Origin of the sequence: Halomonas sp. M4R1S46 (assembly GCF_025725685.1) — a bacterium.
GTDB lineage: Bacteria > Pseudomonadota > Gammaproteobacteria > Pseudomonadales > Halomonadaceae > Halomonas.
In genome coordinates, this window is the sequence record NZ_CP107008.1 from 3,748,027 (window position 1) to 3,761,317 (window position 13,291).

Genomic DNA, 13,291 nt, shown 5'->3' on the forward strand with positions numbered 1-13,291 from the left:
CGAGTCCCTCTCCAGCGCTGGCGCCGGCCTCATGCCCGCGCCTGGGCGCACACGCCAGGAGGCATAAAGATTGATTCCATGCCCCTCGCATGAGAGTTTTTCACTCGAGATCCGGTCGTTGCAGGGCTGACAGTGAAAAACAACAAGAAGGGTAATCAATGAAGGGCAATGACCCCCTCCCCCCGCTCTCCTGGGACTCTCGGCGCATCCAGCTTCAGGGCTTCATGACGGGGCTGCACCAGCTCGAGTGGTTGCTCGTCACTCTGATCGTCCTCTACCTGGCGATCATTGGCGCCCCGGATGAGAATAGCCATTGGCTGCTGGTCACCACGGTGCTCTATTTCGGCTTTAGCCTGATCGCCAGCCGGCTGCAGTTCTTTGGCAACCGGCACCGTTGGCTGTTGGCCCTCCATACCTGGGTCATGATTGGCTTCATCACCTGGTTTCTCCACAGCACCCAGGGGGTCTCCGGGCCCCTCACGAGCCTCTACCTGCTGGCTGTGGTGACCAGTGCCCTGACGCTAGGGGTGTTGGCCACCATGCTGGAGGTCATGGTGATCGGTGCCTGCGTGTTGCTGCTGTTCGAGCTTGGCGACCAGAGCCTCATGGCGCCGTCAAACCTGTCCCTCGTCAGCATCAACCTTATCGCCTTCCTCATCGTCGGTTACCTGACATCGGCGCTGGTCGACGGGATCCAGGTGTCCAATCGCATGCTGCTCGAGATGGCCAGCCGGGATCCCCTGACCGGCCTGTTCAACCGACGCGCCTTCAACGACCTGGTGCAGCCGATTCACGCGATGGCCAAGCGGTCACGACGCCCCTACAGCATCGTGGTCATCGACATGGATGGCCTCAAGGACATCAACGATACACAGGGCCACGGGGCAGGAGACCACATCATCACGGCCCTGGCCCAACAGCTCACGGACCACACGCGCAGCAGCGATCTGCTGGCTCGCTATGGTGGCGACGAGTTTGTCATCATGCTGCCGGACACCGATGCCAGGGGCGCGGTGAGGATGTTACATCGCCTGATCACTGATCCGGACGAACAGGCATCACCGATCAGTATCGGGGTGGCTTCCTACCCCGAACATGGCGACAGTTTCGAAAGCCTCTTCGCTCACGCCGATCAAGCGATGTACGCCAGCAAGGCGTCCGGGGGCAACCGCATACACGTCCACGGTACGCCACAGGCGGCGTGATGCACCGACAGCAGCTCTCTCGTGGTCGCATCCAAGCACTCGCCTGCTGCCCAGAAGGGGGCCTGCCGCTGCGCTCCGCCCCGGGCCAACTTGGCGGAGATCGGCCTCAAGGAACAGTTCCCGGGCGCCGAGAATCCCTTCCCGTGGATGAGCGAGATCATCGACCTGCGCAAGGAGAAGAACTTCTTCGAGACCCGCGTCACCGACTACCAGGTGGGTGGCGCACCGAGCTGGGATTGATCATGACGACACGCGGAGGCCTTGGCATGATGACACCGGCGAATCGATACCGCGTTCCCCGGGAGCCTGTCGTCGGGCACGTCCAGTGGTCTCGCGCGGCCGGAAGCCGGGCTCACGCCGGCCGGCTTCCACCCCGATGATAACGCCTCGTCCGGTTCCGCCGGGCGGGGCGTTTTTCATGGTTCCGGGCAGCCGCACCGCCCGGGCGACGCCTGGTCCCAGGCGACACAATGGAGGGCAATCCGATGCATGCAACCCAACGCACCACCCATCGCGACCCCCGGGCATGGCAATCGGCCCTGGAACGCGCCCTGGCGGCCCATGGCGGCGGGGTCGCCCTGGCCCACTATCCCCATGTGGCCAACGCCTTTCCCTCGTCGTCCCCCAATCCCTATACCCGGGAGCATCCGTTGCTCGACTACCGCGAGTTGAAGGCCTGGGCGACCCGCCGAGGCTGGCACGTGCGCCCGGCACCGGAGCAGGCGTCCAGGGAGGAGCGCTATCGCCCGCCGGTGCGCTTCACCCGTCAGCCATCTGCCGCCTGGCATCCCTCGCACTGACCGGGCGGCCGCCCCGGAGGTCTTGAGGAACTCGACAGGGCCGAGGAGGTCCCGGTGGGCAGAGGCCTGCCGTGACCCTCACGCCCGGTGAGACAGAGTCCCTGACCTGGAGGGCGAGATCCAGGACATCATGAAGCGACGTGCTTGGCCCGTGGGTGGCACAAAGGTTCCAGGCTGGCAGCAACAAGATGACCATGACCACATCCGGCAGGGAGCGCAAGGACTCGGATTCGGCATGCTCCGAGCTTCCTCTTGATACCGCAGGAGGTGGAGACGATGAGTACCATCACTTCAACACCGTCCTCACGGCATGAGACGGCCCGCGTGTACCGCATGAAGACGGACGAGCATCTCTGCCCGTTCGGCCTGAAGACCGTGGACCTGCTCAAGCGCAAGGGCTACCGGGTAGACGATCACACGCTCGACTCCCGCGAGGCCATCGAGGACTTCAAGAAAGAAGCCGGTGTCGACACCACCCCTCAGGTCTACATCGGTGAAGAGCGCGTGGGGGGCTATGAGGAGGTTCGCGAGTACCTGGGGATGAGCGTGCCCGGCGAGAGCGACACGACCTATCAGCCGGTCATCGCCATCTTCGTGACCGCCTTGCTGATCGGGCTGGCGGTGAGCTGGACGGCCAGTGATACCCTCGTGTCATTGCGTATGCTGGAGTATGCGGTTGCCACCGCCATGACCCTGCTGGGGCTTCAGAAGCTGCAGGACATCGAAAGCTTCAGCACCATGTTCCTCAACTATGACCTGCTCGCCCAGCGCCATGTCCCCTATGGCTACGTCTACCCCTTCGCCGAGACCCTGGCCGGCATCCTGATGCTGGCAGGCGCCTTGATCTGGCTCGCCGCTCCCTTGGCACTATTCATCGGCACGGTGGGCGCCATATCGGTCTTCAAGGCCGTGTATATCGACAAGCGCGAACTGAAGTGTGCCTGTGTGGGAGGCAACAGCAACGTTCCCCTGGGGTTCGTGTCCTTGACCGAAAACCTGATCATGCTGGCCATGGGGCTCTGGATGCCGTTGAAACTGCTGATCCTCTGATGACCGACAACCCCCTCACGGGCAGGGAAGGGGGCGTCGACCTGCGACCCGCCTCGGCGAGGCGCTGAGGCCCCGCCCCGGAGCGCCTGGCGGGCGAGCACCGCTCGCACGCCCACTACCCGTGCCGACGATCGACGGGCGGGGGCCGCTGCCGCCAGGCGAGCATCAGGACCAGCCCCGCCACCATCCCCGCCAGATGGGCGAAGTGGGCCACGCCCTGGCGGGTGCCGGCGATGCCGGACCACAGCTCGACCAGGCCGATGACGATCACGAAGTACTTGGCCTTCATCGGGATCGGCGGGATCAGCAGCAGGATGTACTGGTTCGGATAGCGCATGCCGAAGGCCAACAGCAGCGCGTAGACGCCTCCCGAGGCCCCCACCGTGGGGGCGTACGCCCCCGTCGATACCACCACCAACTGCACCGCCCCCGCCGCCAGCACGCAGAGGACGTAATAGGCGGCGAAGCGCTGGCTGCCCCAGTCACGCTCCAGCGGGCTGCCGAACATCCACAGCACGAACATGTTGATGCCCAGGTGGAAGAGGCTGCCGTGGAGGAAGGCGTAGCTCAGCAGCTGCCAGAGGTGGAACTCGCCCAGCGGCATGTCCGGCGGCAGGGCCAGGTCCGCCGGCACCGGGCCCAGCGGCCAGAGGGCCAGGCGCGGGAAGATCCATCCCGGCAAGGCCATCTCGATCAGGAAGCTCAGGCCATTCACCAGCAGCAGCAGGCCGACCACGGACGGCCCGCGACGCTCCCTCCCTTCCGGGCCCTCGCGTTCCCGTCGCATCCTCTCCCCTCCCGATGAGCCGCTCGTCTTCAAGGTGGCGGCCCCGGAGCCCGGGCGCAACCCTCAAGGGGCACGCCGGCATCGCCCCCGCCGGGCAGTGACGCCCGCGTCGTTCCCGGCCGCCCGAGTCGCCGGGTGTCACTCCGCCCGGGACGGGGTATCGAGGGATATCGGTACCGTCACGTCGTCCTTCACGAGTTCCATCACGATATAGGAATGAGTCTGGTGCACGTTCGGCAATCTGCCGATCTGCTGGCCCAGCACGGCTCGATACTCCGTGATGTCCTGGGTGCGCACCTTCAGCAGGTAATCGAAATTCCCCGCCACCATGTAGCAGGCCTGCACCTCGGGAATCAGGCGCACCGCGCGATTGAATTGCTCGAGGGCATCCTCGCTGGTCTTGTCCAGGGTCACCTGCACCACCAGCACATGGCCTGCCCCCAACTGCTGCGGGTCCAGGTCGGCCCGATAACCGCGGATGATGCCGGCCTGCTCGAGCCGCCGCACGCGCTGGGCACAGGGCGTCTTGGTGAGATTCACCCGAGCGGCCAGCTCCACGATGGGCAGTCGCCCATGTTCCTGAAGTTGCTGGAGAATGCGTCGGTCGATGCGATCCAGCTGCCCTTCCTTGCTAGCCATATTGCCTATCTGAACCTCACATGAAGGACAAAGGTAAATATCAGCAGGATTTTTTAGAGCCAATTCCTAGCCATAGTGGCTAACAATCAGGCTAGAAGGCTTCAGCAGGAACCGCCAGGCCGCACCAGGTGAGGCTCGGCGTCTCACCTCGCGGGAACGGCAGCCTTCTGGCCGGGAATGGCCCCCGGGACAGGGGATGGTCATCCACCGCCGGCCATGACCGATCACACCGCGCCAGTCACGGGCGCCAAGCAACGAGGGAGGATCGCGAAGCAACGGTTCGCTGCGTCACGACCAACAAGAAGCCACGAAGCGCACTTCACACCGAAGGACAACCCCATGAAAGACACAACAACATCAATACAGTATCAAAAGCCCAGTCTGGCACTGGCCCTGACCCCCGTGGTGCTGACCCTGCTGGTGCTCGGCATCCAGCTGTTCTATTTCGGCGATTTCACCCCGCACATTCCCCTGGCCATCGGCCTGGCCATCACCTCCCTGGTGGGCATCAGGCTGGGGTTCAAGTGGAAGCATATCGAGGCAGGGGTCTTCCACGTCATCCACGTCTCCCTGCCCTCGGTGTCCGTGCTGATCTGCGTGGGCATGATCATCGGCGTGTGGATCGCCAGCGGCACCGTGCCGACCCTGATCTACTACGGCCTGACGCTGCTCTCGCCGGCCATCTTCCTGGCCGCAGCCATGCTGCTCTGCTCGGTGGTCTCGGTCTCGCTGGGGACCTCCTGGGGCACCGTGGGCACCGTGGGCCTGGCGCTGATGGGCATCGGCGCGGGCTTCGACATCCCGGTGTACTGGACCGCCGGCGCCGTCGTCTCGGGCGCCTTCTTCGGCGACAAGGTCTCGCCGCTGTCGGACACCACCAACCTCGCCCCGGCCGTCACCGGTACCGACGTCTTCTCCCATATCAAGAACATGATGCCGACGACGGTCCCGTCGATGCTGATCGCCTTCGTCATCTACCTGGTGGCGGGCTTCACCCTGATCGATGACCAGGCCGCCTCCTTCGACAAGATCACGGCCATCACCGCCGCACTGGAGGCCAACTTCACCATCTCGCCCTGGCTGCTGCTGCCGGCGCTGCTGGTGATCGTGCTCGCCGTCAAGCGCATGCCGCCCATCCCCTCGCTGTTCGCCGGCGTGCTGGCCGGGGCGGTCACCGCCATGCTCGCTCAAGGGGTCGGCGTGCATGACCTGCTCACCTACGCCAACAGTGGCTACGGGATCGAGACCGGCATCGACGCCATCGACAGCCTGCTCAACCGCGGCGGCATCCAATCGATGATGTGGACCATCTCGCTGATCCTCATCGCCCTGGGCTTCGGCGGCGCGCTGGAGAAGACCGGCTGCCTGGAGGCGATCATCCGCGCCATCATGACCCGGGTGCGCAGCTTCAAGGGCGTGCAGACCTCGGCGGTGCTGACCTCGGTCGCCACCAACCTGGTCGCCGGCGACCCCTACCTCTCCATCGCCCTGCCCGGCCGCATGTACGCGCCCACCTATCGGGGCCTGGGCTACTCGACCCTGAACCTGTCCCGGGCCATCGAGGAAGGCGGCACCCTGGTCTCCCCGCTGATTCCCTGGAACGCCGGCGGGGCCTTCGTGATCAGCGCGCTGGGGCTGGGCATCGTCGAGGGCAATGTCGAGAACCTGCTGTACATCCCGCTGGCCTTCGCCTGCTGGCTGTCGCCGGTGATCGGGCTGATCTATGCGCAGACCGGGCTGTTCTCGCCCAGGGCCAGCGAGGCGGAGCGCGAACTGTGGCAGGCGCAGGACGAGGCCATCGCCACCGACCTGGGGGCCGCGGGCGCGGCCGGCGTCACCCCCGCGACCAGCCCGACCGCCTCGAGCTGACGACACGACATCCCCCGGCGCAAGCGGCCGGGACCTCAAGGAGACGCCCCGCCCGGCCCTGCCGGGCGGGGCGCCGTCGTTGCGCCCGGCAACCGTCGGCGGCGGGCCCGGCTAGAGGGGAACACCTCGGCAGGGAGCGACTCGATGTCCGGCGGAATTGCGATTTAATCAAATGATTAATACACTGCCGGCAACGCCTCGGGCATGCCGATGCCCGGCGATCGCATGCGAGGAGCGCGCCCATGCCGTTCAACCGCCTTTCGGCCCTCTGGGGGATGCTGGCCGTCCTGTCATGGCTGGCCACGGGCTGCTCGCCGGAGGCTGGACCACCCTCCGAGCCGCCGCCCACGGTGGTGGATAGCCACGTCATCCAGGCCGGCAACGGGACCGCCATCACCCGCCTCTCGGGCCGGGTCAAGGCCGCCGAACGCACCTCGCTGAGCTTCGAGATCCCCGGCGAGATCCGCCGCCTGACTGTGGACGTGGGCGAGCGCTTCGCCGCCGGCGAGGTGCTGGCGGCACTCGACGACGAGCGCTATCGCCTGGTGGCCCGGCAGCGCCGCGCCGAACTCCGCGAGGCCGAGGCCGTGCTGCGCGAGAAGCGCCAGGACTATCGCCGCCAGGCCAGCCTGGCCGAGAAGGGCTACGTCAGCGAGACGCGGCTGGACGCCGCCCGAGCCGCCATGGGCACCGCCGAGTCGCGCCACGCCTCGGCCGAGGCGGCCCGGGAGCTGGCCGAGCGCGACCTGACGCTGACCGCCCTGGAGGCGCCCTTCGACGGTTCGGTGAGCCGGCGCCATGCCGAGCCCGCCGAACGGGTCGGCGCCAGTCAGCCGATCCTCGAGGTGATTTCCGACCGGGAAGGCTTCGAGGTGGAAACCAGCGTGCCCGAGACCCTGGTCGGCGCCCTCGAGGAAGGTTCGCGCCACGAGGTCATCGTCCCGGCACTCGGCGGCGCCGCGAGCCCCGCCACCCTGCGCCACCTGGGCACCCAGCCGCGCTCCTCCAACGACTACCCGGTGATCCTGGCCGTGGACGCTCCCCCCGCCGGCCTGCGCTCCGGGATGACCGCCCAGGTGGCGCTGTCGCTGGCCGAGCCGGACGCCGACGCGACCCTGCCGGTACCGCTCACCGCCCTGGTCTACACGGGAGAGGATCGGGCCCATGTGTTGCGCATCACCGAGGCCAGCCGCCTGGAGCGGGTCGAAATCGAGGTGGTGGCGATCGACGACGGCCGGGCCCTGGTGCGCGGCGACCTCGCCGCCGGCGAGCGCATCGTGGCTCGCGGGGCCGAGTTCGTCGGTGCCGGGCAGGCAGTGAGCCTGCTCGGCGAGGGGCCGGAACGCTACAACTGAGGCCGCCATGAACCTGAGCCAGATCGCCTACCGCCGAAGGCCCGTCTTCTACCTGGCCACCCTGCTGGCCATGCTGTTCGGCCTGTACAGCTACTTCACCCTGCCGGCCCGGGAGGACCCGGCGATCACCGTGCGCGAGGCGGTGGTCACCACCGCCTTCCCCGGCCTGCCGGCCGCCCAGGTGGAGGAGAACATCACCAAGCCCCTGGAGGAGAGCATCCGTGCCGTCGGCGAGGTGGAGGAGATTCGCTCGACCTCGATGCGCGGCCGCTCGATCCTCCACGTCGAGATCCAGGACCGCTACTTCGACCTGGAACAGATCTGGGACGAGGTACGCCAGAAGGTCGAGGCGGCGCGCCCCGCCCTGCCCGCCGGCACCCGGGATCCGGTGTTCAATGACGACTTCGGCGACGTGGCGGTGGTCACCGCGGCGCTCACCGCCGAGGACTTCCCCCAGGCCGAGCAGCAGGAGATCGCCGAGCACGTCCGCGCCGCCCTCTACGGCGTACCGGGCACCAAGAAGGTGGAGCTGCTGGGCCTACAGGGCCAGCGCGTGTTCATCGACATCGCCGAGGCGCGCCTCGCCGAGCTCGGTCTCACCCCCGGCGACCTGGCCGCCCAGATCCAGCGGCGCAACATCTTCCCGCCGGGGGGCGTGCTGGAGGCGGGGGACCAGCGCCTGGCCCTGGAGGTCAGCGGCGAGTTCACGAGCCTCGAGGCGCTGGGCGACACCGAGCTGCGGCTGCCCGACGGCGGCACCCTGCGCCTGCGCGACCTGGGCGAGATCCGCCGCGGCTACCAGGACCCGGTGGACAAGCCGGCCTACTTCAACGGCGAGCCGGCCATCGTCTTCGCCGTCTCCATGCTCGAGGGCCGCAGCGTGCTGGACTACGGCCGGGCCGTCCGGACGCGGCTGGACGAGCTGCGCGCCACCCTGCCGGCGGGCTATCGCCTGGACATCATGACCTTCCAGCCCGAGCAGGTGGCCAACGCCGTCTACGGGGTGACCCAGAGCGTGCTACAGACGCTGGCCATCGTGCTGGGGGTGGTGATCCTCTTCCTCGGCGTGCGCACCGGGCTGATCGTCGGCTCGATCATCCCCACGGTGATGCTGGCGACGCTCGCCGTGATGGGCCTGATGGACATCACCCTGCAGCGCGCCAGCCTGGCCACCCTGGTCATCGCCCTCGGCCTGCTGGTGGACAACGCCATCGTCGTGGCCGAAGACTTCAAGACCCGCCTGGAGGCGGGCAGCAGCCGCGATCAGGCGCTGAAGGAGACCGGCGGCGAGCTGGCGCTGCCGCTGCTGTCGTCCAGCCTGACCACCATCCTGGTGTTCCTGCCGCTGATGCTCGCCGAGCACGCCGCCGGCGAGTACACCCGCTCGATCTCCATCGTCATCGCCATCACCCTGCTGAGCTCCTGGTTCCTGTCGCTGACGGTGACCCCGGCATTGTGCCACCGCTTCCTCAAGGCGCCGCGCCGCGCCGCCGCGCCCGGGGAGCCCACGGACGGCGGCCCCAACCTCTCCGACCGGGCCTTCGGCTGGGTATCGCGGCGCTACGGCCGGCTGCTGGCCCGGATGCTGCACCACCGGGGGCTGTTCCTGACCGCCATGGCCCTGACCCTGGTGGCCGGGGTGGCGATGATGCAGCTGGTACCCCAGAAGTTCTTCCCGGACTCGGACCGCAACCAGGTGCTGGTGACCCTCGACTTCCCCTCGGACATCGCCGAGAACGCCACCGACCGGCGGGTCCAGGCACTGAGTCGCGAGCTGCTCGAGGCCCCCTCGCTGACCGCCGACGTCACCGGAGTGGCCGCCTACGCGGGCTTCGGCGGGCCGCGCTTCGTGCTCTCGCTGACGCCCATCGACCCCTCCCCCAACAAGGGCTTCCTGGTCCTCAACGTGGCCGGCCGCGACCGGGTCGAGGCGGTCATCCACGCCACCCGCGACTACCTGGCCACCCGCCACCCCGACCTCTCGCCCCAGGTCACGCGGATGTTCCTCGGCCCCTCGGACAGCACCCTGCTGCAGGTACAGGTCAAGGGCCCGGACCGGGAGGTGCTGTTCGCCGCCGCCCAGGAAGTGGAGGCCATCCTGGGCGGCCTCGACGGCGCTCGCGACGTGCGCCAGAGCTGGGAGGCACGGATCCCGTCGCTGACCATCGAGGTCGACCAGGCCCGGGCGCGCAACGCCGGCATCACCTCCGAGGACATCGCCCAGTCGCTCACCGGCGCCATCGACGGCTACCACCTCAGCCACTACCGGGAGGGCGACGACATCATCCCCGTGATGCTGCGCTACGCCGACGAGCATCGCCAGAGCATCGCCCGGCTCAAGTCGCTCACCGTCTATCCGCTGGGCACCCCCGGGCCCGGCGTGCCCCTCAACCAGGTGGCGGACATCGAACTCGACAACGGCTACTACCGCATCGACCGCGAGAACCTGGTGCGCACCATCACCGTGGAGGGCCGCCACCAGCGCCTCACCGCCGAGGACATGGTGCCGCGGGTGGCGACATCCCTCGACGCGCTGGAAGCCACCCTGCCGCCGGGCCACTGGCTCGAGTTCGACGGCGTGGTGGTGGAATCCAGGGAGGGCCAGGCGGCCCTGCAGGCCAACCTGCCGCTGTGCCTCGGGCTGATCTTCGTGCTGCTGGTGGCCCAGTTCAATTCCTTCAAGCGCCCCCTGGTGATCGTTGCCACCATCCCGCTGGTGATCGTCGGCGTGGCGCTGGGCCTGCTCGCCACCCGGGCCAACTTCGGCTTCATGGTGCTGCTCGGCATCTACAGCCTGGCCGGCATCATCATCAACAACGCCATCGTGCTGATCGACCGCATCGATATCGAGCGCCAGGATTCGGCGCTGTCGGGACGTGACGCCGTGGTCAAGGCCTCGGCGCGGCGCCTGCGACCGATCCTGATGTCGGCGATCACCACCATCCTCGGCTTCCTGCCGCTGATCATCGGCCGCGATCCGCTGTTCTACGGCATGGCCGGGGCCATGGCCTTCGGGCTCGGCGTCGGGACCATCATGAGCCTGGGCGTGGTCCCCGTGCTCTACACCCACTTCTTCGGCATCGACACCCGCGCACCGCCCAGGGGAGCCTGACGTCATGGCCCGACTCGCTACACCCGAGCCCACCGACACCCGTGCCCGGCTGATCCAGGCCGCCATCCGGCTGTTCGGCGAGCACGGCTACAAGGCCACCACCACCCGCATGCTGGCCGAGGAGGCTGGCGCCAACATCGGCTCCATCGCCTATCACTTCGACAACAAGCACGGCCTCTACCTGGCGGCGGCCGGCTACATCGCCGATCAGCTGCGCCAGCGGCTGGCGCTCGAGGAGGTGGCGCCGCCCCCCGCGGACCGCGACACCGCCCTGGCCGAACTGCGGGTCGTGGTGCGGCGCATGGTGCGCACCTTCGCCGAGGACGACGACTGCCGCCAGTGGCTGCTGCTGGTGATGCGCGAGCAGGTCAACCCCAGCGAGGCCTTCGAGATCCTCCAGGCACGGGCGTTCGCCGTCGTCCAGACGACCCTGAGCGGCCTGATCGGCCGGCTCACCGAGCGCGCCCCCGACGACCGGCGCGTGATCCTCGAGACCCACACCCTGGTCGGCCAGGTCGTGTTCTTCCTGGTGGGCCGGGAGCCCCTGCTGCGCCGCCTGGGCATGACGGCCTTCGATGCGGCGACCCTGGCCGACATCGAGGCGGTGGTCGAGGGCCATCTGCGGCTCTACGCCGCCCCGGAGGATTGAGGAGCTCACCATGCGCCAGGCGATCATCGGCTATCACCGCGACGACGACGGCCACTGGGTGGCCGAGCTGGCCTGCGGCCACAACCAGCACGTCCGCCACCAGCCGCCCTGGGTCGAGCGCCCCTGGGTGACCACCGCGGAAGGCCGGCGCTCGCGGCTCGGCCTGGCGCTCGACTGCGTCAAGTGCGAGCGGGGCGAGCCAGGGGACAGCCCCTGACACCCGCACGCTAGACTGAGGGAGACAGGTCCCGAGAGGAGCGAGTGCCATGGCCTCGTCCGATGACAAGCTCGCCCGCTACCGCCGGAAGCGCGACCCGCGCCAGACCCGTGAACCCATGGGCGAGGAGGCCCGCCGCGGCGGGGACGACGACCGGCCGATCTTCGTCATCCAGCAGCACGCCGCCTCCACCCTCCACTACGACTTCCGCCTCGAGGTGGACGGGGTGCTCAAGTCCTGGGCGGTGCCCAAGGGCCCCTCCACCGACCCGCGGGTCAAGCGCCTGGCCATTCCCACCGAGGACCACCCCCTCGCCTATGCCGACTTCGAGGGGGTCATCCCCGCGGGCCAGTACGGCGCCGGCCGCGTGCTGATCTGGGACCGCGGCCACTACCGCAACCTCAAGGAGGGCGAGGACGCGCCCTCGGTCGCCGAGCAGCTCGCCGACGGCCACGCCACGATCTGGCTGGAGGGCGAGAAGCTGCGCGGCGGCTATGCGCTGATCCACACCCGCCTGGAGAAGGGCAAGGACTGGCTGCTGGTCAAGATCGACGATGAGGCCGCGGATGCGCGGCGCAACCCCGTCTCCACCGAGCCCGCCTCGGTCGTCAGTGGGCGCACCCTGGAGGAGATCGCCGCCGAGGAGGGGACGGACGATGCCTGAGGCAGGCGAGTCGATCACCATCGACGGGCACAGCCTGGCGATCTCGCACCGCGACAAGGTGCTCTTCCCCGGGACCCGCCAGACCAAGGGCGACCTGATCGACTACTACGACAAGGTCGCTGCCACCCTGGTGCCGCACCTCGCCCATCACCCGGTCAGCCTGCAGCGCTTTCCCGACGGCCTCGACGGCGAGGGGTTCTACCAGAAGGATGCCCCGGCGTACTTCCCCGGCTGGATCCCACGGGTGCGCTTTCCCAAGCGCGAGGGAGGCCACTTCCTGGCGCCGCTCATCGACTCCCGGGCGGCCCTGGTCTACCTGGCGAACCAGGCCATGATCACGCCCCATCGGTACCTGTCACCGGCCGACGACCTCGAGCATCCCGACCGGATGATCTTCGACCTCGACCCGCCCGAGGGCACCGAGGATGCCGCCGTGGTGCGCCGCGCCGCCCTGGATCTGCGCGACCTCCTGGCGGAACTGTCGATGACTGCCTGGGTGCAGACGACCGGCTCACGGGGCTTCCACGTGGTGGTGCCACTCGACGGCGGCGAGGAGTTCGACGCCGTGCGAGGCTTTGCCCGGGATGTCGCCCGGGTGCTGGTCCGGCGCCAGCCGGCCCGCTATACCCTGGCCCAGCGCAAGGCCCAGCGACGCGGACGGCTGTTCCTGGACGTGCTGCGCAACGCCTACGGGGCCACTGCGGTGGCGCCCTATGCGGTACGCGCGCGGGAGGGCGCCCCGGTAGCCACGCCCTTGTCATGGTCGGAGGTCGAGGGCGGCGCGGCTCCGCGGGACTGGACGCTAGGCAACCTGCTGCGCCGCCTGGGCCAGAAGGCGGATCCCTGGCGGGACCTGGGCAAACGACGATACCGGCTGGACGCGCATCGCCAGGCGCTCGCGACCCTGCTGGACCGCGAGGCCCCCGCCGATGAGGAAGGCTGAG

The 13,291-nt window shown here is 68.4% G+C and carries 12 protein-coding genes and 1 pseudogene; 11 read left to right on the forward strand and 2 right to left on the reverse strand.

The genetic code is table 11. The features are described from left to right. Positions 1-158: 158 nt before the first annotated feature. From OCT48_RS17345 to OCT48_RS17360, 4 genes and pseudogenes are all read left to right on the forward strand, one after another. Complete coding sequence (locus tag OCT48_RS17345) at positions 159-1,205, forward strand: GGDEF domain-containing protein (protein WP_263590385.1); 1,047 nt, start codon at positions 159-161, stop codon at positions 1,203-1,205. A 90-nt stretch (positions 1,206-1,295) separates the two neighbouring features. After that, positions 1,296-1,445, forward strand: a pseudogene (locus tag OCT48_RS17350) (ribonucleotide-diphosphate reductase subunit beta); the annotation flags it as partial. A 245-nt stretch (positions 1,446-1,690) separates the two neighbouring features. Continuing rightward, entirely contained in the window at positions 1,691-2,005 is a 315-nt protein-coding gene (locus OCT48_RS17355; RefSeq protein ID WP_263590386.1) for a hypothetical protein, read from the forward strand. Positions 2,006-2,281: 276 nt separating this feature from the next. Further along, complete coding sequence (locus tag OCT48_RS17360) at positions 2,282-3,055, forward strand: glutaredoxin (RefSeq protein ID WP_263590387.1); 774 nt, start codon at positions 2,282-2,284, stop codon at positions 3,053-3,055. 115 nt (positions 3,056-3,170) lie between these two features. Here OCT48_RS17360 and OCT48_RS17365 read toward each other — a convergent pair whose 3' ends face one another. Continuing rightward, complete coding sequence (locus OCT48_RS17365) at positions 3,171-3,842, reverse strand: rhomboid family intramembrane serine protease (RefSeq protein WP_263590388.1); 672 nt, start codon at positions 3,840-3,842, stop codon at positions 3,171-3,173. Between the two features lie 138 nt (positions 3,843-3,980). Beyond that, entirely contained in the window at positions 3,981-4,481 is a 501-nt protein-coding gene (locus tag OCT48_RS17370) for an Lrp/AsnC ligand binding domain-containing protein (RefSeq protein ID WP_263590389.1), read from the reverse strand. Between the two features lie 339 nt (positions 4,482-4,820). Here OCT48_RS17370 and nhaC point away from each other — a divergent pair, with 339 nt between their 5' ends. The 7 genes from nhaC (at position 4,821) to ligD (ending at position 13,290) form a co-directional block, all read left to right on the forward strand. After that, entirely contained in the window at positions 4,821-6,350 is a 1,530-nt protein-coding gene (gene nhaC, locus OCT48_RS17375; RefSeq protein WP_263590390.1) for a Na+/H+ antiporter NhaC, read from the forward strand. Positions 6,351-6,592: 242 nt separating this feature from the next. Next, positions 6,593-7,705 (forward strand): efflux RND transporter periplasmic adaptor subunit, encoded by a 1,113-nt coding sequence (locus tag OCT48_RS17380; RefSeq protein ID WP_263590391.1) that lies wholly within the window; start codon positions 6,593-6,595, stop codon positions 7,703-7,705. A 7-nt stretch (positions 7,706-7,712) separates the two neighbouring features. Beyond that, positions 7,713-10,817 (forward strand): efflux RND transporter permease subunit, encoded by a 3,105-nt coding sequence (locus OCT48_RS17385; RefSeq protein ID WP_263590392.1) that lies wholly within the window; start codon positions 7,713-7,715, stop codon positions 10,815-10,817. Positions 10,818-10,821: 4 nt separating this feature from the next. After that, complete coding sequence (locus tag OCT48_RS17390; RefSeq protein WP_263590393.1) at positions 10,822-11,466, forward strand: CerR family C-terminal domain-containing protein; 645 nt, start codon at positions 10,822-10,824, stop codon at positions 11,464-11,466. Between the two features lie 10 nt (positions 11,467-11,476). Further along, positions 11,477-11,683, forward strand: a complete 207-nt coding sequence (locus OCT48_RS17395) for a DUF3565 domain-containing protein (protein ID WP_263590394.1) — start codon at positions 11,477-11,479, stop codon at positions 11,681-11,683. 49 nt (positions 11,684-11,732) lie between these two features. Beyond that, the gene (locus OCT48_RS17400; RefSeq protein ID WP_263590395.1) at positions 11,733-12,347 is read left to right on the forward strand and encodes a DNA polymerase ligase N-terminal domain-containing protein; all 615 of its coding nucleotides are present in this window, start codon (positions 11,733-11,735) and stop codon (positions 12,345-12,347) included. Further along, a complete protein-coding gene (gene ligD, locus OCT48_RS17405; RefSeq protein ID WP_263590396.1) occupies positions 12,340-13,290 on the forward strand; it encodes a non-homologous end-joining DNA ligase in 951 nt (316 codons plus the stop codon). Before OCT48_RS17400 ends, ligD begins: the two co-directional genes overlap by 8 nt. Position 13,291 lies beyond the last annotated feature (1 nt).